Genomic DNA, 21,427 nt, shown 5'->3' with positions numbered 1-21,427 from the left:
GGAGTCAGCTTACATGTACATTCAAACCGTATTGGGCAAGATCCAACCGGAACAACTGGGAATCTGTGCTTGCCACGAACATCTGCATGTCGATTTGAGCCGCATCAAGCAAAATTCGGACACTTGCTTGCAAGATACGGATTTAGTCGCCGAAGATCTGAAAAGTTTTGTCGCGTACGGCGGAAGAGCCATTGTCGAAGTGACGAACGACGGCATGGGAAGAGACGTTGGCAAGCTGGCGGAACTCAGCCGGAGGCTGGACCTCCATATTATTGCCAGTACAGGCTGTTATAAGGACCCTTTCATCCCCGAGGACAAGCAGCGCTGGTCCAGAGATCAGTTCGCCGGATGGATGATCGGCGAGATTGAGAACGGGATTGGCGGCACCGGGATAAAACCCGGCGTCATTGGCGAAATCGGCAGCAGCCTGAACGAGTTCAAACCGATTGAAGTAGAGCTGTTTCACGGCGCCATCACGGCGGCACGGCACACCGGCCTGCCACTGTCGACGCACACGACGCTCGGGACTTGCGCGCTGGAGCAAGTCGAATTGTTTGTCCGGGAAAGCTTGCCGTTGGATCAGGTCATCATCGGTCATCAGGACTTGAATCCGCAGGACGAGGTTGTGCTGGAAGTCTTGCAAACCGGCGCTTTCGTCGCCATGGACACGATCGGAAAGATCAATTACCGCAGCGATGAATCGCGTCTCGATTCGCTGATGAATTATCTTGAGCATGGCTATGAAGACCGGATTCTCTTGTCGACCGATTTGACGAGAAAGTCGCATTTGCGCGCATTTGGCGGACAGGGATACGATGTCGTTTTGCGGACGTTTATTCCGGCTTTGCGGGATAGGGGCATTTCGGACACGGTCGTCGAGAAGCTGCTGGCACTCAATCCGCAGCGGGCATTCAGCATTCGCAACAAGGAGGCGTGATCCCATGCGTTATGAACAATCCATTTTGCAAAATCGCACGTTAGAAGAAGCGAAGCGGCTTCAATTCCAACTGATCGATGAAATTACAAAAGAATTTACGAATAACGAGTTTTATCAAACCGGCGACGTCGGGCTGCATCCGGCGTATCAGCGGCCGCTCACCACGGCCCGCGTGGAGAAGGTGCTGGCCCGGTGCTTCGGCGCAGAAGCGTGCGCGCTCGTGCGGGGAAGCGGAACGGGAGCGATTCGCACGATTCTGAGCGTCCTCGTCGAGCCGGGCGATTCGGTCTTGGTCCATACGGCGCCGATGTATACCACAACGAAAGAAACGTTCCGGCTGATGGGGCTCAAGCCGTCGCAAGCCGATTATAACGACCGGGAGCAGCTTGTACAGCTGCTGGAGCAAGACCGGGTTTCCAAAGTCTTTTACGTTCAGCATGCCCGGCAGCAGCCGACGGATACGTATTGCTTGCAGGATGTGATTGCACTCGTCAAGGTGAAACGGCCGGATCTGCCCATTGTCGTCGACGACAATTATTGCGCGATGAAAATGAAAGGCATCGGTTCGGAATACGGCGCGGATTATTCCACCTTCTCGGGCTTCAAGCTGATGGGGCCGCAAGGCATCGGCATCATTATCGGCAGGCGGGAAGGCATCGAGAAGCTGCATGAGCGCAACTATTCCGGCGGCGGCCAGGTGCAAGGGTACGAGGCGCATGAGCTGCTGCGCAGCATGGTTTTCGCACCTGTGATGCTGGCTATTCAGAACGAGCAAGTGGAACAATTATGCGAGCGCCTGATGAACGGGGAAATCCCCGGTGTGCGCGAAGCTTATATCACGAACTCGCAATCCAAAAATGTCATTGTTGAGCTCGAACAGCCGATCGCGCAGAAAGTCATTGAACTCGCATCCAAATATGGGGCGGCGACCTATCCGGTCGGGGCAGAGTCGCGCTTCGAACTGATTCCGATGATCTACCGGGTGTCCGGAAGCTTCCTGGAAAGTCAGCCCAAGCTCCGGGACTACGGGCTTCGGATCAACCCGATGAAAGCTTCTGCCGGCACGGTAATCCGCATCTTGCAAGGAGCCTTAGACGAAGCAAGGGGATGACAGGAAATGTTTGTAGATATGACCTTAAAACGGAACGAGGGGTTGATCAGTGCGGCGGCGCTCCTTCATCAGGACGGCACGATTCCGCCAAACACCTACGTCATCGATACGGATGCGTTGGAATTGAATATAAGGGCGCTTCGTCAAACGGCGGATCGCTACCGGATGAATTTGTATTATATGACCAAGCAGCTCGGACGAAGCGGTTTTGTCGGGAAGCTTATCGAGTACAACGGGATTGAGCGCGCCGTTGCCGTCGATATCGACGAAGCGAACAATTTATGGGAAAGCGGCTGCCGGATCGGCAATATCGGCCATATCGTCCAACCCGGCAAAACGCAGTGGAAACATGTGATCGGCAAGCTGCAGCCTGAAGTCGTCACGTTATTTTCGTACGAAAGGGCGAAACAACTGTCGGATGCGTCACTGGAGCTTGGGCATGTGCAAGATGTCGTCTTGCGTGTCATCAAGGGCGGCGACACGATTTTTCCGGGGCAGTTCGGCGGATTTTTGCTGGAAGAGTTGGACGGCCAGCTGCCGGAACTGCTGAAATTGAAGGGAATTCGCGTTGCCGGTGTAACCAGCTTTCCGGTGCTGCAAATCAATCCGGAACGGACGGATTTTGCCTTCACCTCCAATATGGAGACTTTGGCAAGCGCGGTTGAACGATTGGAGGACCGCGGCATCGAGGTCAAGCATGTGAACGCGCCCAGCGCGACCTGCTGCCATACGATCCCGCTGCTTGCGAAATACGGCGTGACGCATAGCGAACCGGGCCATGCGATGACCGGCACGACGCCGCTTCATGCTTATCATGAACATTTGACGGAAATTCCCGCCATGGTGTACGTGTCGGAAATTTCGCATATGGATGATCGGTTCGCCTATACGATCGCAGGCGGCTTCTATGCACGTTCCAATATGGAGAAGGCGCTCTACGGTTCGACTCCTGCGGATATCGTAAAACAGCAGGCGAACGTCAGCCAGGTCCCGGCAGAAAATATCGACTATTACGGCAGCCTGGAGCGGGAAGAGCCGATGAAAGTCGGCGATACGGTCGTGTATGCGTTCCGTGCGCAAATCTTTGTGACGCGGTCCCATGTTGCCTATGTTAAAGGGATTGGCGCCGGCAAGCCGGAACTGGTCCATTTCCAGCGAAGAGGGATGTAGCGATGGGAAAATTGACTTTATTGGTGTTGGACGGATTCGGCATCGGCGCGATGGACGATTGTGCGGCCGTCAAGCCGGAAGATGCGGGAGCCAATACGTACAAGCATCTTCGGGAAAGCGTACAGCTCGACATCCCGGTTTTATATCGGCTCGGATTGGGCATGCTTGCGGATGAGACCGGTGAACCGTCGGCCGCTTACGGCCGCTGCAACCTGGCCCATTACGGAGCCGATACGTTTATGGGGCATCAGGAATTGATGGGCAGCAAGCCCGGCGTTCCCGCCAAAAGATTGATGCGCGAAGTCGGTCCGGTCATCAAGCGAGCGCTTGAAGCAGCCGGCTACAAGGTGGAGCGTCCCGTTCCCGGGGCCACGGTTTTGCTGGTGGAAGAGGCGGTTGTCGTCGGGGATAATCTGGAATCGCAGCTAGGCAATATTATCAATGTCGTGGGCGACTTGAATCGGATGCCGTACGAGAAGGTCGTCGAGATCGGCAAAATCGTCCGCGAGCAGGTGGATACGAGCCGGGTCATTGTATTCGGCAATGAGAAGACGAACCTCGATATTATTTTATCCGTTATCAAAGAGAAGCATCCGGGGCAATGGGGTGTCGACAGCCCGAAAGCGAATGTATACGGCGAAGGCTACAAGGTGACGCACCTCGGGTATGGCGTCGAATTTGAGAAGCAATTCGCTTATATGGCGGAGCAGGCCGGCTATCCGGTATATCGGATCGGTAAAACGGCGGATGTTATTCTGGCCGGCGGGTTCAGCGATCCGGTTGTGGAAACGAAGGATGTGCTGGCCGTCTACCGGCGTTTATATCGAGAGTGCGAGGAAAACGCCATATTTCTGGTCAATGTTCAGGAGACGGATTTGGCGGGGCATAAAGAAGACTGTGCGTGGTATAAAGGCGTACTGGAAGAAACGGATCGTTTTCTTGCCGCCTTCATTCCGGAGCTCGGCGACGAAGATATCCTGATGATCACCGCCGATCACGGCAACGATCCGACGATCGGACATTCGAACCATACAAGAGAACAGACGCCGGTGCTCATTGCGGGCAAGCCGATTCGGCCGGTATCGATCGGTACGAGGAGCACGATGGCTGATATTGCGGCGACGATGGCGGAATGCATCGGCATTCCCGCGCCTGAATACGGGACCAGCTTTTGGCGCGACATTCGGAAACCTTGAGAGGCGGGGCCGAACCCGCAAGAAATGATGCAAAGTGCAATTCGGAGGGGAAAACTATGCAATTGACGTTTCGTATTATGGATGAAAACGGCGTTCATGCACGGCCGGCTACAGCACTGGTGAAAATGGCGAAAACATTCGAAAATACGGCTTGCTTCGCTGAAGCACACGGGAAAAAGGTGAAAATGCACTCTGTCCTTGCACTGCTTTCGCTCGATCTGGAAAGCGGCGACACCATCACGCTGAGTGCGGAAGGACCGGAAGAGGGGGAGGCGCTGCAAGCGTTGAAAGATGTCATCATCAAGGAAAGGCTAGGGGAGCTGTATGAATAAAATTGTCGGGATCGCGGCGTCGCCAGGCATCGCCATTGCCCGCGCGTTTATTCTGAAGGAGACTGATTATTCCGTCAGCAACACGGCCGTTGCCGACAAGGAGGCCGAAGTCTCCCGGCTGGACGACGCTGTCAGCAAGGCCGAAGCCGAGCTTCAGGTGATCAGGGATCGAGTGCTCGGAGAATTGGGCGAGCAGCAGGCGGAAATCTTCGAATCCCATCTGCTGCTTGTGAGCGATCCCGAATTGATTGATCCGGTCAAGGAGATGATCAAGGAAAAAGCGCTCAACGCAGCCTATGCGCTTCAGGAAGTTTCGGCCCAATTGATCGAAATGTTCCAAAACATGAAGAGCGATTACTTGAAAGAACGAGCCTCCGACATGCGCGACGTTACCCGGCGCATCTTGAAGCATCTGCTGGGGGTACCGAACACGAATCCGGCCGAAATCGGCGAAGATGTGATCGTCATTGCCGAGGACTTGACCCCGTCGGACACGGCGCAGTTAAACCGTCAATATGTGAAAGGTTTCGCAACGAATATCGGCGGGCGCACCTCGCATTCGGCGATTATGGCCCGCTCGCTGGAAATTCCGGCCGTGGTCGGAACGAAACAGGTTTTGCAAGAGGCGAGCGACGGCGATTGGGTGATCGTGAACGGACTGGACGGCGAGGTGATCCTCAATCCGACAGACGAGACAATCGCAGCATATAGGCACAAGCAGGCCGACTATGAAAGACAACGGGCCGAATGGCGCGCATTCCGTACGAAGACCACCATATCGGCAGACGGGAAGCAGGTGGAACTGGCGGCCAATATCGGCTCGCCCGCTGACGTTGGCGCCGTTCTGGAGAACGGCGGGGAAGGCATCGGTCTGTACCGCACGGAGTTTCTGTTTATGGATAGCGACCGGATGCCGTCCGAAGAGGCGCAGTATGACGCCTACAGGTCCGTACTGGAAAGCATGAAGGGGAAGCCTGTCGTTGTGAGGACGCTCGATATTGGCGGTGATAAGGAACTTCCTTATCTGGAGCTGCCGAAGGAGATGAATCCGTTCCTCGGTTTCCGCGCGGTTCGCCTGTGCCTGGAGCGGCAACATTTGTTCCGTACGCAATTGCGCGCCCTTCTGCGTGCAAGCGTGCACGGCCAACTGCGAATCATGTTTCCGATGATCGCCACGCTCGACGAATATCGGAAAGCGAAAGCGGTTTTGCTGGAAGAGAAGGCCAAATTGCAGCTGGAGGGCATCCCGGTAGCCGAAGAGCTGCAAATCGGCATCATGATCGAGGTACCGGCGGCCGCCTTGCTGGCCGATCAGTTTGCGAAAGAAACGGACTTCTTCAGCATCGGAACGAATGATCTCATTCAGTATACGATGGCGGCTGACCGGATGAACGAACAGGTGGCCTATTTGTACCAGCCGTATCATCCGGCGATTTTGCGGCTGATCAAAATGGTCATCGACGCTGCGCACCGGGAGGGGCGTTGGGTCGGGATGTGCGGCGAGATGGCCGGCGATCCGCAGGCGATTCCGCTGCTGCTTGGCCTGGGGCTCGACGAATTCAGCATGAGCGCGTCCTCGATTCTTCCGGCCCGCAGCCAAATTTCCCGGTTGTCAGCCGCTTCCATGCAGCGTCTGGCCGCTCAAGCGCTGGAACTAGGCACGGAGGAAGAAGTTGCCGCATTGGTACAAAGCGTGTACTTGACACAAAAGCACCCTCAATAAGTTATGAGATGCAATATAGTGTATTAGATCCGCGTATATCGCGGATTTTTTGTTAATCGTACTTTTCATCTTCGATTCGAAACTTTTTTTGTACAATAAGTTCAGCTTCAGTTTCGAAATTCAGATAGAGCGGCGTTGGAAGCAGTTCAATGATCTCTTGTACCATCGGAAGATCCAGAAAGGCCTCAATCGTCTCAGGCTGCGGCTCTAAGCCGGAAGCCCATTCCCGGACGGCGTCGATGAATCGATAAAAGGAAGATTCAAATGCGTTCGCCGCTGCTTCCGAATCCTCGTGCTCCGCTAGTGCCATAGAGTTCCAGTTTTGTAAAGTTGTCTGCAAGACTTGTTCAACTTCACGATTCATGCTTAATCCTCCTTAGATTCAGAATGTAGAGATTGCTGTACAGGCGAGAGGAATAATACTACCATTTAGATAGGTAAGTCAATACATGGATGTTGTATGGGAATTTTTAAGTAAGGAGATGATAGTTGATTTCGTTAAATTTTACAGATGACGGCCAGTACTATAACGATTCTTCCAAAAACCGGAGTTCATATTCTTCCAGAAACATGTTGTTTAAGCGTGAAGTCAAAAAACGTTTTATTTTGTTACAAATTATATATACTTTTTTGCTAAAAGTTATAGACATTTGCCGTGTATAGGCCTACAATATACCTCGGAGATACTGATAATCATTATCAACAATATCCAATTCTTACAGGTTAGGATGATCACGATGAAGTTAACGGATATTGCCCGAGACACCAAGGTGAAAATAATTGATTTGGCATCCGTGAACGAACTTGTCCTGCACAGGTTGAACGATTTTGGCATTATGGAAGGATCCGTCATCTCGCTTCGCAAACTACTGCCGTTTGGCGGTCCGTGCATGATCGAAGCGAAAGGGCAGTGGATTGCCATTCGCCGCAAAGAAGCGGTTTGTATACAGGTGGAAGCGGTATGATAACGGTTGCTCTTGCCGGGAACCCGAATACGGGTAAAACGTCGCTCTTTAACACGATGACAAGTTCTTATGAATATGTGGGCAACTGGGCAGGCGTGACGGTGGAAAAGAAGGTGGGTACGCTAACGAGTAAGAGAGGAAAAGTTATCGATTTGCCGGGTATCTACTCGCTTAGCCCACTTTCCGAGGATGAGGGCGTGGCGTCGCGCTACTTGCTGGAGGAGTCGCCGTCGATGTTGTTGAACGTCGTAGACGCATCGCAATTGGAGCGCAACCTGCATTTGACCGTGCAGCTGCTCGAGTACGGTGTACCGGTCGTCGTCGCGCTAAACATGATCGACGTGGCCGAAGCTCGCGGGCTTAGCATCGATGTACGCGAACTGGAGAAGCAGCTAGGCGCGAAGGTCGTACCCGTAGTCGCCCGATCGGGCCGAGGCTGTGAAGAGCTGGAGCGGGTAATGACCGCAGAGATCCGGCAGAATGAATCGCGGCGATTCGATTACGGGCCGCTTCTGGAGAAGGCCATCTCTGACCTGGAGGCCAAGATGCCGGTTCAGATTGAACCGAAGCGCTGGCTCGCGGTGCAGTTTCTGGAAGGCAACATACTTGTCCTGCAGCAGCTTCGAAAATTCATTGATCCCGCCTGGCTTCAGTCGTTCTATGATGCGATCGAACGCGAAGTTAGACAAAGTACGGGCATGAGAGATATACGCCAGTACATCCGGTCACAGCGCGCGCTTATGATTGACGGGTGGCTGCAACGTGCCGTACGGGAAACGAAGAAGGACAGAAGAATGCTGTCAGAGCGGATCGACGAAATCGTTACCAATAAGGTTCTCGGCATTCCAATTTTCCTTGCATTCATGTATTTGACGTTCAAGTTGACGTTCGATTGGATCGGCACTCCGTTATCCGATCAACTGGATGCTTTGCTCAACGGTCCGGTTAAGAACGGAATCGGCTCCTTGCTCGATACGTTCGGCGCCGCGGAGTTCATTAAATCGCTCATTCTGGACGGGATCATTGGCGGTGTGGGAGGGGTGCTGGTGTTCGTACCCCAAATTTTCATGCTGTTTCTCATCATATCCTTCATCGAGGACTCCGGCTATATGGCCCGCATTGCGGCCGTTATGGACCGGCTGATGGAAGGTGTCGGTCTGAACGGAAAGGCGTTCATCCCAATGATTATCGGCTTTGGCTGTAACGTTCCCGGCATCATGGCCGCAAGGACGATTGAGCAGCCCAAAGAGCGCTTGCTGACCATATTGCTCACCCCGCTTATGTCGTGTTCCGCGCGGCTGTCGGTCTACAGCTTGTTTGTCGGGACGTTTTTTAAAAGTAATCAGGCGCTTATCGTTTTATCGTTATACGTTTTGGGGGTCGTCGTGGCGCTCATGTTGGCGAAGGTGTTTTCCTTGACGATCGCGAAGAGCGAACAATCCCTGTTCGTCATCGAACTACCGCCGTATCGCATTCCGCAATGGCGAACGCTGGCACGCAGCACATGGGAAAAGGGCAAAGGATTCGTCCGAAAAGCGGGAACGTTCATTTTCGGCGGCTCGGTCGTCATATGGCTGCTCGGATACACCGGGCCTGGCGGATGGAACGTGCCGATGAACGAAAGCTTCCTTCAGGCGATCGGTTCCATCTTGTCACCGGTTCTTGCTCCGCTCGGTTTCGGCAATTGGCAAGCGGGTGCCGCGCTGCTTACTGGATTTCTGGCGAAGGAAGTCGTCGTCTCGACGATGGGCATCATTTATGCCGCTCCTGACGATGCCGGTCTTTCGGGAATGATCTCGCAGTTTTTTACGCCACTTCAGGCTTTTAGCTTTATGGTTTTTATCTTGCTTTATGTTCCATGCCTTGCGACAGTCGGGGTCATTCGAAAAGAAACGGGGTCGGCCCGATGGACGTGGTTTTCCATAGGTTACGCGCTGGCAATAGCTTACGTAATCGCGCTAGCTGTCTATAATGTCGGGAAGGTACTTGGGTTTCATTAATTCGCTAGACACGCTCGTTAAGGAGGAACGCATATGGTGTTCAGTGTCATTGCCGGGGTCGTTATTTTCGGGTATGCGGCTTGGTCGCTTGTCCGTTACGTACGGAAGACGCGTCAAGGAAAATGTGCGGCGTGCTCGTTGAACAAGACGTGCTTATCTGGATGTTCTGATGCAACGGAGCATCGAACTCTTTAGCCAAAGATCAACCTTATTAGTGTATCGGATCCGCGTATATCGCGGATTTTTTGTTTTCTAATAATTTTATACCAAAATACCGATATAGTTCATATAAGTGCTATTATTTTACAGAAAAAAGGAGGGGACCTCTATGAAGATTTCAAAACAGGTTAAAGCAACAAAAGTGCTCGTAAGTCTGTTCGTTAGTTTAAATGTGTTTACTTATTCAAGCATTTCCTTCGCTGCAACAAACGAACTGAATGATATTGATACCGGGATCGCAAGCCTAAATTATGATCGTAATGAAGTGTTAGCTGTAAAAGGCGATCAAATCAGTAGTTTTATGCCCAAAGAAGGTCTCCAATCCAATGGTAAATTTATTGTGGTCGAACGTGAGAAAAAATCACTCGCAACCTCGCCAGTAGATATATCCATTATTGATTCGATGACGAATCGCACTTATCCAGGCGCAATTCAGCTTGCAAATCGGGCTTTTTCGGATAATCAGCCTGACCTGATTATGAGCCCAAGAAAACCTTTGAATATCAGTATTGATTTGCCTGGGTTGAAGAGTGAAAATACAATTACGGTTCAAAATCCAACTTACAGCAGCGTTTCTGGCGCCGTCGATCAGTTCGTGTCGACTTGGGTTGAGAAGTATTCGGGCACTTATACATTGCCTGCAAGGTTACAGTATGCAGAATCTATGGTTTATAGCAAGAATCAAATTTCCAGCGCGCTTAATGTGAACGCGCAAGTGCTTAACAATACGCTCGGAATCGATTTTAATGCGGTCGCAAGCGGCGAGAAAAAAGTGATGGTCGCTGCTTATAAGCAAATCTTTTATACCGTAAGTGCAGCTCTTCCTAACAATCCATCGGACCTTTTTGATAAAAGTGTGACGTTTGCCGAATTGCTCCGTAAAGGGGTAAGCAAAGAGGCTCCGCCTCTTATGGTATCCAACGTAGCTTATGGCAGAACCATTTACGTGAAATTGGAGACCACCTCGAAGAGCAGTGATGTGCAAGCTGCATTTAAAGCATTGCTCCAGAATGCCGGCATCCAAGCTAGCGGACAGTACAAAGATATTTATGAAAACAGTTCGTTTACTGCTGTAGTATTAGGCGGCGATGCACAGACGCATAACCAGATCGTCACGAAAGACTTCAATGTCATCCAAAATATAATTAAGGACAATGCACAATTTAGTATTAAGAATCCAGCTTACCCCATTTCTTATACAAGTGTCTTTTTGAAAGATAATTCAGTTGCTGCTGTTCGCAACAACACGGAATATATCGAGACGAAAACGACAGAATTCACTAAAGGTAAAATAACGCTTAATCATCGAGGCGCCTATGTAGCTCAGTTTGAAGTGTCTTGGGACGAATTTACATTTGATGCCAATGGCCAAGAACTCGTTACTCATAAAACTTGGGAAGGCAGCGGTCGAGATAAGACAGCGCATTTCTCGACAGAGATTCCGCTTCCGCCTAATTCCAAGAACATCAAAATTTTCGCAAAAGAATGTACAGGTCTTGCCTGGGACTGGTGGAGAACCATTATAGACGAAACGAACGTTCCGTTATCCAGCAATATCAAAGTTTCGATTGGAGGAACAACATTATACCCGACAGCGTCCATTAGTCACTAGTCATTTCTGAAAATCTTCCCATTCCTTTGGGGAGATTTTCTTTTTGGGCCCCAAATTACTGGACAGAGCCTAACAATACTTCGTACTTCTCCATATCGTCCCGAAGGGGCACATAGTTGCAATAATGAGTATCGTCTCTGCCGTTAACCCGAAAAAAAGATACGAGCCTGTAGCGAATCGTCGCCTCAATCGGTTGATGATAAAATTCAAAAATCATTTCCGCTTTTTGTTGGACATGATAATCGTTCCACCACTGCTTAAAGTGTGCACTTTTGGCAATCAGCTCGTCCCTGAACTGGCCGAACCACGGATCGTGCATATGCAAATCATGATTACCTCGAAATACACCTACTGCGTACTTGGCTGCGTCTTCCCAGTTAGTCACTCTCTGCTTAAGCTCGTCATTCATGAAAATGAGCCATAATATATTTTTCCCATTCGTCGCTGATTCCAAAGGGTAAATTAGATTGCCTATTGCATTATGAAGCAGCACGTTCATTTTGGCATCGACCACAAAGGCAGGAAATCGCGATGAATGAATCACTGCTTCCAGCTCTGCAGTTAGCAATTGCTCCTCAGGAAGGGGAACGGGAGAGCTCGAAAAACCACCCAAAGTGAGTAAGTGAACCATTTCATCCTCGTTCAACCGGAGTACACTTCCTATGCTGGCAAGCACTCCTTTGGAGACGTTGATTTCTCTTCCTTGCTCTAGCCAGGTATACCAAGTGATGCTGACGCCGGCCAAATAGGCGACTTCTTCCCGGCGAAGGCCGGTTGTTCTTCTAAGTCCGCTACCGACAGCTATATTCAGGTCCCGGGGGGAAACTTCAGCTCGCTTGGCCTTTAGGAAATTCCCTAGTGTTTTCATATTTTTTTCGCCAGACAACGCTTGATCAACTCCTTTTCCAGTTGGGATCGAAAACCCCGCAGCCTGGATTCATAGCTCAAGTTTACTCTTATCGCGTTCCGAATGCCACAAAGAAGATGAACGCTTATCTCCCTGGTAGTAGCAATACCAGTAACAGCAAAAACTGTTTGCCTCTGCGAAAGCTAGTTACAATGAAAACATACCGATCAAGGAGGTCATTTTCATGAAATCTATTATTCTTCAACAAGCCGGTGGTTTAGAAACTTTACGCGTACAGGAGTACCCCGATATAAAACCGATGCCTGGCATGATTACGATTGATGTTGCCTATGCCGGCGTTGGATATGTGGATGTGCTGCTGCGCCGGGGGGATTTTGGTCCAATCGTACCTTTTCCTATAATTCCCGGTTTGGAGGTCTCAGGGTATGTACGTGAAATCGGCGAGGGTGTTGAGGGATTTTATGTCGGTCAGCCGGTGGCGGCTATGACGTTGTCGACTTTTGGCGGCTACGCTTCAATCGTGCAGTCTAGGCCCGAATTTACGATTCCGCTGGATCAGGCAGGAGCAGAAATGGATATGGCTACGGCAGCCGCGCTACTTGTGAATTTAGCAACCGCTTATATAGCCTGCAAACAAGTAGCCAAAGTTCAACCCGGCGATCAGGTGCTTATCCATGGAGCGGTTGGCGGGCTTGGCAGTTATTTGGGTCAAGTCGCCAAATGGCTAGGGGCGGGGAGCGTATTTGGAACGGTAGGTCATCCGGATAAGATCCGGCATGCAGAAAAATTTGGTTATGATGAGTTATTTGTCAGGTCCGATTTCGTCAACCAAATCCAGCAAGTAACGAAGCAGCAGGGCGTTCACGCTGTTTTTGATCCGGTTGGCGGGGAAATGCGTAAACAGAGCCTGGAGGTACTTCGTCCGTTCGGTCAGTTAGTCATTGTGGGAAATGCAAGCGGTCAAGCAGATGTAGCGCAATCTTCCAATGAGTTATGGATTCGTAATAAAACCGTAGCAGGCTTTGCGCTGGGGGAATACAGCCGGTTTGCACCTAATGAAGTCGGTAAGGTAGCGAGAGAAAGCTTGCAACTAATCGCCAAACACGGGATTCACACGGAAATTTCCGGTATCTACCCGTTGGAAAAAGCTTCAGAAGCGCACGCTCTGTTAGAGGCTGGGAATACTATAGGAAAATTGTTACTCCAAATGTAATTGAACAATCGCGAAGAAAAATATTGACAATCGCCAAATACAAACATTAAAATTATTTTACGTAAAAATATATTTTTACGGAGGTGTATTATGGAGATTGCAACAGGAGTAGAAATGCTTCATCTAGATTTTCATGGGACTATGTTTCACCCAATTCTTCTGTGGGATCAAGAAATAGCAATTTTAATTGACACAGGTTTCCCAGGCCAATTTAAAGATTTACGCGCTGTCATTGAAAAGGCGGGAGTCTCGTTCGACAGACTGAAAATTGTTATTTTGACGCATCAGGATGTGGATCATATAGGCAGTCTTCCTGAGATTTTGCAGGAGAGTAACAATCATGTGAAAGTATATGCACACGAGCTGGATAAGCCGTATATTCAGGGGGAGATTCCTCTTTTAAAAGACGGTCACCTGGAGAATCCGCCGAAAGGCAAAGTGGACTATACCTTAATTGACGGTCAGGAACTGCCATTTTGCGGCGGGATTCGAGTCATCCATACTCCTGGACATACTCCCGGTCATATCAGCCTTTATTTAAGTAAAAGTAAGACTCTCGTCGCTGGGGATTCCATGTATAGTGTAGACGGTATTCTCAGGGGAATTCATGTCCCGACGACTCCGGATTTGAACGTAGCTCGTCTATCATTGCAAAAGTATTTAGACCTCGACATTGCATCCGCTGTATGTTATCACGGGGGATTAAGTAATGTAAATGTTAAAGAACAAATATTAGAACTTAGCCGTTCTTCCGCTCTTACGGAGCTGAATCAAGACATGACGGCAGCCGGCCAGAACGATCGGCTGCCGTTTTCACGTTAACGGACCATCAGAAAACCGGATTTAATTATTTTGGTTTTTTACTCCCCACTCACATAACTCTTCCAAAACGGGTAATAGAGTTTCCGCTTTATGTGTGAGACTGTACTCGACTTTAGGGGGAACTTGCGGATACTCTTTCCGTTTCACGAGACCATCCGCTTCGAGTTCTTTTAGTTGTGAACTCAATGTTTTAAAAGTAATGGTTCCTATTTGTCTTTTCAGATCATTAAAGCGAACCGGTTGGTTTTCTGCCAGGAGGTAAATAATAACCATTTTCCATTTACCGCCAATCACTGAAATTGTATAACCAAAAGGCGTATCTTGAATATGTTTAACTTTACCTTTATATTCAGCCATACTCATGTTTACCACTATCCTTTCGGGTAGTACCTATCAATAAAGTGCGTACTACTTTTTTATTTGTGCTCAGTTTATACTAGCCTTACTTTGAAGTAAAGGAGAGAAAAAAACGATTAAAAAAACGATACGTCTTTTAATGCCGCAATGGCAAGGGGGAAACAACCCTAACTATTCTTTTGGAGCCGAACTGCTTGCTTGGCTGGCTCCGGACAACGATCAACTCCTTATTAAAGTTCCAGTTCAAGCTTATGATGGAACTCCACTTGAAAATGAGAACGGTATGAATGGGAGAAAACAGCTGCTTGAACAATTAGAGGCTGCTCAGCATATCATTCATGCTCATAAGCCAGATCGCATTGTAATGTTTGGTGGTGACTGCTTAGTCGAGCAAGCCCCATTTGCCTATTTAAACGAACGATACGGCGGGGAATTAGGTTTAATTTGGATCGATGCTCACAGTGATTTGGTTAGGATTGTTGGGTATGACTACGGACATACATTACCTCTTGGGAATCTTTTGGGAGAAGGAGATGAAGAGTTCGCAAAACATGTGAAAATCCCTCTAAAGCCTGAAAATATCTTTATGGCGGGATTAGAAGCTCCTACAGAACAAGATTCAGAAATCATTCAAAGACTAGGTATTAAAACAGCTGGAACGAAAGAGTTAATGAACAGTACGGAATCTTTAAAAGAGTGGATTAAAGAAAGTGGCATTAAGCACCTGGCTATTCACCTTGATTTAGATGTTCTTGACCCAAAGGTATTCCGTTCTTTATTATTCGCCAATCCTGAAGCACCTTATAATTTTTCTGCTGCGGGAACCATGCAAATGCCTCAACTACTTCATCTGATTAAACAATTATCTGAAGAAACAGATGTAGTTGGATTAGGTATAACGGAGCATTTGCCGTGGGATTCGATTCACTTGAAGAATCTGCTTGGAGAAATACCTATTTTAAATAATTAAGGTCATTAACGGAATTATAATAGAACAATGAATTGCTTAATCATTAAAATACACTCACGTACAGTGGGTGTTTTTTAATGTGGCAGCAAGTGCAACGCATCGCTCGGACATGATATTCCATCATCTAAATCCCATATTTGCGGGATAGTTTTTTTTATTTTTTTCTTTAAAATTGAGAATGCTTCTTATTTATATTTACATTACTTAGGAGGGCGTTCATTCATGGCAACTTTCGTATTCGTTCACGGATCTTGGGGTGGAGGATTTCAGTGGAAGGAGGTGGCAAAGTTGTTGCGTTCTTATGGACACGATGTCTATACTCCGACTTTGACCGGTCTTGGAGAGCGTAAACATTTATCTCATCCAGCAATCGGATTTCATACACATGTAGACGACATTCTAGGAGTACTGGAGTATGAGGATCTAGAGAACGTCGTTCGGACCACCCTGCAGAGTGGCCATTTACTTCCATATTTCATCAAGCGATGTTACGAGCAAGAAATGCTGGATGGCCAATTCACGAAATTGAAGGCGGTGGGCATTGGCCGATGATGACTAATCCGAAAAAAGTCGCTGACGTTTTACGCGAAATATCGCTAGCACTGGAAATTTGAACACCGAATTGTTCAAAACGGGCGACAGCTGCATCAATTGACACTAATGTTTCAGGCAAATACACTCCTCCACATGCAATTTGTCGTCCAGTCCTAGATCCCGAAAAAACAGCCGCAGAGTACCGGCGTCAAGCCGATGCCCTGCGACTTTTCGGGGCGTCTTAGTTCATTTGCCTTCCTCGTCGGCCGAGGGACCGTAGAGGCCCGGCACCGGAATATCGAGAAGCCGCAAATAAACCCCGAGCTGCGCCCGGTGGTGGACCATGTGGCTTAATCCGAAGGTGCGAAGCGCCATCGCCCGCGGTTGGCGCAGGATGATATGGTCGCCGTTCCGCAAGGTCCATTCCTCGCCGAGCATTTTCTCGTCGCATTCGGCTAACAGCTTTTCAAGCTTGACGACGTTCGCGTCGAATTCCTCCAGCACGTCTTCGCGTCTTTCCAGAGGTTCCCTCCGAAGCGGCACGGTCGAAAGATCGAATTCCGGGTAAAGAAAAATCGCGACTTGCCAGTTCAGCAGGTTGATCAGGTGCGTGGCCAGCCCGCCCAACGTCATCGATTTCACGTGCGGCTTCCACGTCATATGCTCCTCAGGCAAGCGCTCCAGGATGCGGCGCGTAGTGGCCAGCTCATGCATGGCGTCCCCGACGATCAGTTGTTTCACCATAGATTCCATCTCCTCCCTTATATGGCTAGCATACTATAAACCCGGTCGAGTGGAAAGGGTTGTCTCGGTCGTTCGGCATCGGATGACGGTGCAACATGCGGGGCAAACATACGTCCATCCTCCGTATTCGCGGGCTCCGCCATCCCCGTAAACGCCGCCGGCTCCGGCAGTGGCTGGCCGAGACCTCCAGGACACTCCACGTTTTGCCTGCTTCCTTATACAGTCGGTTTGTTTGGGTCTAGAATTTCAAGGCGATTGTCCACTGTAAGGTGCTTTATTAGCGTACATGGTAGGAATTCAAGGTGAAAATTGTTATTTTTTCTTAGATAAACCGCTGCACCCGTCTACCAATTCGACAAGCCTCAGGATGCCTTTTCTCAATAGCTGCTCATTCAGATAGGAATAGCTGAGGCGTATCCATGATTTGTACTCCTTGAGCGGATCGCAAATCGCTCCGGGCACAAAGGTAATTGATTGCTTGATGCATGTACTGAGTAAACGTTCCATCTCCACCGTTTCCGGCAGCTTCACCCATAAGTTGAATCCGCCTGCAGGGGAGTTCCACTGCCAGTCGGTAGCGGACAATTCCTGTTCTACGATATCCTTTCGGACCGCAAGTGCAATGCGAAGCTTCTCCATATGCTGCTGCAGCCGCTCGGAGAAAAAATAATGCAGAAAAATTTTCTGATTCACCAAAGGCGTCCCGCTGTCCGACAACAATTTGGCTTTTATCAGGTAGTTCATGATGGAAGGGCGGCACGCAACGACGGCGATGCCGAGGCCGGGAGCGATATATTTGCTGAAGCTGCGAAGATAAATGACCCATCCTCCCGTATCGTAAGCAAAAAGAGGCAGTGGCGGCTCTTCGCCAAAATAAATGTCACGGTAAGGATCATCCTCTAGTAGCAGACATTGATACCGCTCGGCAAGCTCAACGAGCCTTTTCCTTTGTTCGGCGGGTACGATATAGCCTGTTGGACTTTGAAAGGTGGGATTTAGATAAAACAGCCGCGGCTTGTAGGCTTGCATCAGCTTCTCCACCTGCTCCAGATCGTAGCCGTATGGGTGGATCTCGACTGGAACGATAGCTGCGCCTTGTCTTCTGAAAATATCAATCGCCGTGCTGTAGGTAGGACGCTCCAACATAACGGCATCTCTCGGCTTGACCAGTGCTCTGGCCACCAAATCCATGGCCTCCTGCGATCCGCAAGTGATCAACAATTCGTCTGCAGACAAGTGAAACCGGTGACAATCGGTAAAGTGACGGCACAACGCATCCCGTAGCTCCTGGTCTCCTTGCACGGTAAAGTAGGTGCCGAGCATTTTGGGATACAAATCGAACACTTGCTTCACATATTCCGAAAAATAAAGATTGGGGAGCAGGTTCGGGTCGAGCAGCGATTTTGATAGTACATATTCGGCTTGCACTTGATGGATTTCAGAAAGATGGCTTTCATGCACGTAAGCGGAAATGATCGGATCATTCAGCGAATCTACAGGAAGACTGCTGTCCGGTCTCACATAATAGCCGGATTTGTCCTTCGCTTCAACGATCCGATTCTCCTTCAGTAGCTGATAGGCTTTATAGACCGTCAGTCGATGCACATTGAATTCCATCGCCAGCAAGCGGATGGAGGGAAGCTTATCATGCGGCTTCCATTCTCCGCGAAGGATCCGATCCAGAATATAGTCATAGATTTGTTCAAACAGTTTGCCTGCATATCCGGTTGAAAGAACTGTTTTTTTCATATGTTTTGCCCCCAGGCTCATTAACCCGCAAATACGCACTTGCGCGTGTGTCTCTATTATACAGGAAACTCCCTCCTTCTGTTCTAGTCCATTCGATCTGTTCTATTCACCTTCGTTTATGATGGGAAAAAAGGAGGTTCAGATCAAGGAAAATCCGCGTAGCACAAGAAAGAAGGTTTTGAGTATGAACAGAAACACTTTACTAACGGGTATCACCTATTGTTTGATTCCTGTGCTGGCGTGGGGAGGCATGTTTCCCGTCATGCAAGTTGCTTTGAAGATTCTCGATCCGTTCTATTTCACAACGATTCGCTACATATGGGCTGGCCTCATTCTTCTGGGAATGCTGATCGTTTCCGAAGGGAAGAACGTTCTCCGAGTGGAGGGGAAATCGTGGAAGTTATTATTTTTTGGCGCTGCAGGGTTTTCGGGATTCGGCTTTCTTACCTTTGTCGGACAACAGCTCAGCGGACCGTCAGGTGCAATCATTGCCTCCGTTATCATGGCGTTAATGCCACTAATGACGACGTGCGTAAATTGGGCTATGAATAAAAGTAAACCCAAGCTGTCTACTTTTATTTCAATTTTCATTGCGCTTTCAGGCGCACTGCTAGTCATAACGAATGGAGATCCCTCCCTAATCGTTCAAACTAAAGAGCACATTGGCGCCAGTCTGCTGATTATGCTCGGTGCTCTATGCTGGGTCGTTTATACGATGGGTGGCAGTCAATTTGCAGGCTGGTCGCCGCTTCGCTACACCGCTTTGACAACATGCTTCGGATCCTTGATGAATATTTTAATCGTGCTGTCGGCAACGGTTTTCGGAGCCTTGACGATGCCAAGCGCGGAGAGGATCGGAAGCGCAGGGGCGGAACTGCTGTATATGATCCTGATCGCAGGCGTACTTGCCGTGTTCACATGGAACGTCGGTAATAAAATTTTGAAGCCGGAGAACGGCATGCTATTTATGAACATCGTTCCTGTTACGACAGTCACGATCAGTGCCTTCCAGGGCGTTGAAGTCGGTAGGTTGCAGTTGGCAGGAATCCTCATCGTGATCATCGCGCTGGTGATGAATAATTTGGTTCAGAGACAGAGGAAAAAAGCAGGTGAATATGCAAAATAACCATTCTTGAACATTATCGGAGGTGGTGTTCGCGGGCACACCGGAGCAGATCATCCATGCAGAGCAGTCGATGACGGGAAAATACTTGATGTAATGCATCCCATCCACTTTAATCAGGGCTGCCGTGAATAGGACACAGACGTCTAATGTATTAAGTTGCATACTTTAGTTTTCTATGGTAGTATCCATGTTAATTCCAATGAAAGTAGGCGATTTTAATGACAGTCTGCTCTTTCCAACTAACCACTATATCAGAGACATGGAAGGTATAATATCGGTTATCCCTTTATTACAAATCTTCCGTGTATTATCAAACGGAGGAAAAAACAAATGTTCAGCTACTATAGTAATCTGTGTACGGAAGTTTATGATCTTAACAAACCTGTGGGGCACTCGATCGGTGGCGATATCGAGTATTATCTCGATAGGCTGAAGTCTTGCCAAGGTCGAGTTCTGGAAGCGGCCGTAGGGTCCGGTCGCATGCTTATTCCGCTTCTCGAGGCAGGATTGATTGTAGACGGGATTGATTATTCCCCGGAAATGTTGGCTTCTTGCCGTAAACGCTGTGAAGAGCGAAACCTAAAGCCGGTTTTGTATGAAGGAGAATTACAAAATTTTTCGTTGCCTCATAAATACGAGGCCATCATTATTCCAACCGGGTCTTTCTGTTTGATTGAGAATCGTAAAGACTCAATTAGCGCCCTGCAATGTTTTTATGAGCATCTAGTTCCTGGAGGACGGGTAATTATTGACCTAATTTTGCCCGAAAGCATGGAGGAAGGAAAGATCTCTACGTCAACCTTCACTTTGCCTTCAGAAGATGTCATTACAGTAGAAAATAAGCTTGTAGAATTTAACATGCTTCATCATTATACGGTTTCCTACCTAAAATATGAAAAGTGGCGCAAAGGAAAGCTCATTGAATCCGAGCTGCAGCGTTTTGCACTGCGCTGGTACGGTATTGAGGAATTCAAGCTTGTATTAGAAAACATCGGATTCTCAGATATTGTATGCTCCACCGATTATGTGTACGATAAGCAACCGACAAACGGGAATCAGATATTTACTTTCGAAGCTGTACGAAAATAATAGTTCACATTTATGGGGTCTTGGAGTTGTATCCCGAGACCTTTGTGCAATAATCCCGGCTAACAAACGTCGGCGACTCATTAATGTAAAGGAAGCGAGAGTGAAAATGTGAGGATTAGAGTAGCAAATGAATCAGATTACGCTGAATTAAGAAATATATACTTGGAATCACGTCGTAAAAATTTTCATTGGGCGGATATAGAAGAAATGACTTTGGAAGATTTTGATAATCATACTGTGGACGAGTATATCATTTTAGCGGAGGAGGATAATCATATTCTCGGATTCGCTTCATTGTACTTGCCAGATAACTTTATTCATAATTTATTTGTTCATCCCGATTTCTTTGGCAAGGGTGTTGGCGGTCTGCTGCTTGATGCCTCCGTAGAAAAAATGAATAAACCATTAAGATTGAAGTGTGTATCTGAAAATCAAAAAGCGATGACATTTTATGAGAATAAAGGTTGGAAGAAAGTCGTTGAAGAAGGTCATTCTGGAGAAAAATATTGGGTCATGATATATGAATAAATCTGAGCTATCGGCGGGTTCCCCGTTCTAACATGGCTCGATGAGAAATATATGGTTGACCGACAATTTAATGAATAGCTTATCACATCACCGGCTAAGGTGATGTTTTTTTTATTTTTTCCCGGCTACAAGTAAACAGACCGATCAAATGTTTCGAAAAAA

General features: G+C 48.6%; 21 protein-coding genes and 1 pseudogene. 17 read left to right on the top strand and 5 right to left on the bottom strand.

Features of this window, described 5'->3' with window-relative positions; all coding sequences use genetic code 11:
- The first annotated feature begins 13 nt into the window (after positions 1 to 13).
- Genes ET33_RS30845 through ptsP form a run of 6 tightly spaced genes read left to right on the top strand, consistent with a single transcriptional unit; the run spans position 14 to position 6,469 of the window.
- A complete protein-coding gene (locus ET33_RS30845) occupies positions 14 to 937 on the top strand; it encodes a phosphotriesterase family protein (RefSeq protein WP_036691272.1) in 924 nt (307 codons plus the stop codon).
- Positions 938 to 941: 4 nt separating this feature from the next.
- Positions 942 to 2,048, top strand: a complete 1,107-nt coding sequence (locus ET33_RS30840) for an aminotransferase class V-fold PLP-dependent enzyme (protein ID WP_036691270.1) — start codon at positions 942 to 944, stop codon at positions 2,046 to 2,048.
- 6 nt (positions 2,049 to 2,054) lie between these two features.
- Positions 2,055 to 3,218 carry a YhfX family PLP-dependent enzyme gene (locus tag ET33_RS30835; protein WP_036691268.1) on the top strand — a complete coding sequence of 388 codons (1,164 nt, stop codon included), beginning with the start codon at positions 2,055 to 2,057 and terminating at the stop codon, positions 3,216 to 3,218.
- A gap of 2 nt (positions 3,219 to 3,220) precedes the next feature.
- Complete coding sequence (locus ET33_RS30830) at positions 3,221 to 4,414, top strand: phosphopentomutase (RefSeq protein ID WP_036691266.1); 1,194 nt, start codon at positions 3,221 to 3,223, stop codon at positions 4,412 to 4,414.
- A gap of 56 nt (positions 4,415 to 4,470) precedes the next feature.
- A complete protein-coding gene (locus ET33_RS30825; RefSeq protein ID WP_036691264.1) occupies positions 4,471 to 4,746 on the top strand; it encodes an HPr family phosphocarrier protein in 276 nt (91 codons plus the stop codon).
- Positions 4,739 to 6,469, top strand: coding sequence for a phosphoenolpyruvate--protein phosphotransferase (gene ptsP, locus ET33_RS30820; RefSeq protein WP_036691262.1), 1,731 nt, complete (start codon positions 4,739 to 4,741; stop codon positions 6,467 to 6,469). The genes ET33_RS30825 and ptsP overlap by 8 nt, the downstream gene beginning before the upstream one ends.
- 52 nt (positions 6,470 to 6,521) lie before the next feature.
- Here the strand turns inward: ptsP and ET33_RS30815 are convergent, their stop codons facing one another.
- The gene (locus tag ET33_RS30815) at positions 6,522 to 6,833 is read right to left on the bottom strand and encodes a hypothetical protein (protein WP_036691259.1); all 312 of its coding nucleotides are present in this window, start codon (positions 6,831 to 6,833) and stop codon (positions 6,522 to 6,524) included.
- A gap of 373 nt (positions 6,834 to 7,206) precedes the next feature.
- Here ET33_RS30815 and ET33_RS30810 point away from each other — a divergent pair, with 373 nt between their 5' ends.
- The 4 genes from ET33_RS30810 to ET33_RS30800 all read left to right on the top strand — a co-directional run bounded on the left by ET33_RS30810 (position 7,207) and on the right by ET33_RS30800 (position 11,265).
- Entirely contained in the window at positions 7,207 to 7,434 is a 228-nt protein-coding gene (locus ET33_RS30810) for a FeoA family protein (RefSeq protein WP_036691257.1), read from the top strand.
- A complete protein-coding gene (feoB, locus tag ET33_RS30805; protein WP_036691254.1) occupies positions 7,431 to 9,434 on the top strand; it encodes a ferrous iron transport protein B in 2,004 nt (667 codons plus the stop codon). Before ET33_RS30810 ends, feoB begins: the two co-directional genes overlap by 4 nt.
- A gap of 33 nt (positions 9,435 to 9,467) precedes the next feature.
- Positions 9,468 to 9,629, top strand: coding sequence for a FeoB-associated Cys-rich membrane protein (locus tag ET33_RS38045; RefSeq protein ID WP_081890582.1), 162 nt, complete (start codon positions 9,468 to 9,470; stop codon positions 9,627 to 9,629).
- A gap of 133 nt (positions 9,630 to 9,762) precedes the next feature.
- Positions 9,763 to 11,265: a thiol-activated cytolysin family protein gene (locus tag ET33_RS30800; protein WP_036691252.1), complete on the top strand. Its 1,503-nt coding sequence runs from the start codon at positions 9,763 to 9,765 to the stop codon at positions 11,263 to 11,265.
- 55 nt (positions 11,266 to 11,320) lie between these two features.
- Here the strand turns inward: ET33_RS30800 and ET33_RS30795 are convergent, their stop codons facing one another.
- Positions 11,321 to 12,151, bottom strand: coding sequence for a helix-turn-helix transcriptional regulator (locus ET33_RS30795; RefSeq protein ID WP_036691250.1), 831 nt, complete (start codon positions 12,149 to 12,151; stop codon positions 11,321 to 11,323).
- Positions 12,152 to 12,356: 205 nt separating this feature from the next.
- Between ET33_RS30795 and ET33_RS30790 the strand changes: the two genes are divergently transcribed.
- Positions 12,357 to 13,346 (top strand): quinone oxidoreductase family protein, encoded by a 990-nt coding sequence (locus ET33_RS30790; RefSeq protein ID WP_036691248.1) that lies wholly within the window; start codon positions 12,357 to 12,359, stop codon positions 13,344 to 13,346.
- Between the two features lie 90 nt (positions 13,347 to 13,436).
- Positions 13,437 to 14,087: pseudogene (locus ET33_RS30785) on the top strand (MBL fold metallo-hydrolase); the annotation flags it as partial.
- Positions 14,088 to 14,189: 102 nt separating this feature from the next.
- On the opposite strand, the gene ET33_RS30780 reads toward ET33_RS30785, so the two are convergent.
- Entirely contained in the window at positions 14,190 to 14,531 is a 342-nt protein-coding gene (locus tag ET33_RS30780) for a winged helix-turn-helix transcriptional regulator (RefSeq protein WP_036691246.1), read from the bottom strand.
- 133 nt (positions 14,532 to 14,664) lie between these two features.
- Here ET33_RS30780 and ET33_RS30775 point away from each other — a divergent pair, with 133 nt between their 5' ends.
- A complete protein-coding gene (locus ET33_RS30775) occupies positions 14,665 to 15,495 on the top strand; it encodes an arginase family protein (protein WP_036691244.1) in 831 nt (276 codons plus the stop codon).
- 222 nt (positions 15,496 to 15,717) lie between these two features.
- Complete coding sequence (locus tag ET33_RS30770; RefSeq protein ID WP_036691243.1) at positions 15,718 to 16,047, top strand: alpha/beta fold hydrolase; 330 nt, start codon at positions 15,718 to 15,720, stop codon at positions 16,045 to 16,047.
- Between the two features lie 228 nt (positions 16,048 to 16,275).
- On the opposite strand, the gene ET33_RS30765 is transcribed toward ET33_RS30770, so the two are convergent.
- Together ET33_RS30765 and ET33_RS30760 are read right to left on the bottom strand one after the other, a co-directional pair.
- On the bottom strand, positions 16,276 to 16,773 hold the full coding sequence (locus tag ET33_RS30765; RefSeq protein ID WP_036691241.1) for a DinB family protein: 498 nt from the start codon (positions 16,771 to 16,773) through the stop codon (positions 16,276 to 16,278).
- A 312-nt stretch (positions 16,774 to 17,085) separates the two neighbouring features.
- Complete coding sequence (locus ET33_RS30760; RefSeq protein WP_036691238.1) at positions 17,086 to 18,522, bottom strand: aminotransferase-like domain-containing protein; 1,437 nt, start codon at positions 18,520 to 18,522, stop codon at positions 17,086 to 17,088.
- Between the two features lie 184 nt (positions 18,523 to 18,706).
- On the opposite strand from ET33_RS30760, the gene ET33_RS30755 reads away from it, so the two are divergent.
- The 3 genes from ET33_RS30755 (at position 18,707) to ET33_RS30745 (ending at position 21,265) form a co-directional block, all read left to right on the top strand.
- On the top strand, positions 18,707 to 19,648 hold the full coding sequence (locus tag ET33_RS30755; RefSeq protein WP_036691236.1) for a DMT family transporter: 942 nt from the start codon (positions 18,707 to 18,709) through the stop codon (positions 19,646 to 19,648).
- A 330-nt stretch (positions 19,649 to 19,978) separates the two neighbouring features.
- Positions 19,979 to 20,737, top strand: coding sequence for a class I SAM-dependent methyltransferase (locus ET33_RS30750; RefSeq protein ID WP_036691234.1), 759 nt, complete (start codon positions 19,979 to 19,981; stop codon positions 20,735 to 20,737).
- 108 nt (positions 20,738 to 20,845) lie between these two features.
- Complete coding sequence (locus ET33_RS30745) at positions 20,846 to 21,265, top strand: GNAT family N-acetyltransferase (protein WP_036691232.1); 420 nt, start codon at positions 20,846 to 20,848, stop codon at positions 21,263 to 21,265.
- Positions 21,266 to 21,427 lie beyond the last annotated feature (162 nt).

The organism is Paenibacillus tyrphae (genome assembly GCF_000722545.1).
Taxonomy (GTDB): Bacteria; Bacillota; Bacilli; order Paenibacillales; family NBRC-103111; genus Paenibacillus_G; species Paenibacillus_G tyrfis.
Note: the sequence above shows the minus strand (reverse complement) of the source record. Positions and strands in the feature narration are given on the sequence as shown.

Excerpts from the sequence above, each read along its gene's own strand:
- feoB (WP_036691254.1), top strand. The coding sequence starts at position 7,431 with ATGATAACGGTTGCTCTTGCCGGGAACCCGAATACGGGTAAAACGTCG.
- ET33_RS30775 (WP_036691244.1), top strand. The coding sequence starts at position 14,665 with ATGCCGCAATGGCAAGGGGGAAACAACCCTAACTATTCTTTTGGAGCC.
- ET33_RS30830 (WP_036691266.1), top strand. The coding sequence starts at position 3,221 with ATGGGAAAATTGACTTTATTGGTGTTGGACGGATTCGGCATCGGCGCG.
- ET33_RS30765 (WP_036691241.1), bottom strand. The coding sequence starts at position 16,773 with ATGGTGAAACAACTGATCGTCGGGGACGCCATGCATGAGCTGGCCACT.
- ptsP (WP_036691262.1), top strand. The coding sequence starts at position 4,739 with ATGAATAAAATTGTCGGGATCGCGGCGTCGCCAGGCATCGCCATTGCC.
- ET33_RS30810 (WP_036691257.1), top strand. The coding sequence starts at position 7,207 with ATGAAGTTAACGGATATTGCCCGAGACACCAAGGTGAAAATAATTGAT.
- ET33_RS30755 (WP_036691236.1), top strand. The coding sequence starts at position 18,707 with ATGAACAGAAACACTTTACTAACGGGTATCACCTATTGTTTGATTCCT.
- ET33_RS30835 (WP_036691268.1), top strand. The coding sequence starts at position 2,055 with ATGTTTGTAGATATGACCTTAAAACGGAACGAGGGGTTGATCAGTGCG.
- ET33_RS30790 (WP_036691248.1), top strand. The coding sequence starts at position 12,357 with ATGAAATCTATTATTCTTCAACAAGCCGGTGGTTTAGAAACTTTACGC.
- ET33_RS30780 (WP_036691246.1), bottom strand. The coding sequence starts at position 14,531 with ATGAGTATGGCTGAATATAAAGGTAAAGTTAAACATATTCAAGATACG.
- ET33_RS30845 (WP_036691272.1), top strand. The coding sequence starts at position 14 with ATGTACATTCAAACCGTATTGGGCAAGATCCAACCGGAACAACTGGGA.
- ET33_RS30760 (WP_036691238.1), bottom strand. The coding sequence starts at position 18,522 with ATGAAAAAAACAGTTCTTTCAACCGGATATGCAGGCAAACTGTTTGAA.
- ET33_RS30800 (WP_036691252.1), top strand. The coding sequence starts at position 9,763 with ATGAAGATTTCAAAACAGGTTAAAGCAACAAAAGTGCTCGTAAGTCTG.
- ET33_RS30770 (WP_036691243.1), top strand. The coding sequence starts at position 15,718 with ATGGCAACTTTCGTATTCGTTCACGGATCTTGGGGTGGAGGATTTCAG.
- ET33_RS30840 (WP_036691270.1), top strand. The coding sequence starts at position 942 with ATGCGTTATGAACAATCCATTTTGCAAAATCGCACGTTAGAAGAAGCG.
- ET33_RS38045 (WP_081890582.1), top strand. The coding sequence starts at position 9,468 with ATGGTGTTCAGTGTCATTGCCGGGGTCGTTATTTTCGGGTATGCGGCT.
- ET33_RS30825 (WP_036691264.1), top strand. The coding sequence starts at position 4,471 with ATGCAATTGACGTTTCGTATTATGGATGAAAACGGCGTTCATGCACGG.
- ET33_RS30815 (WP_036691259.1), bottom strand. The coding sequence starts at position 6,833 with ATGAATCGTGAAGTTGAACAAGTCTTGCAGACAACTTTACAAAACTGG.
- ET33_RS30750 (WP_036691234.1), top strand. The coding sequence starts at position 19,979 with ATGTTCAGCTACTATAGTAATCTGTGTACGGAAGTTTATGATCTTAAC.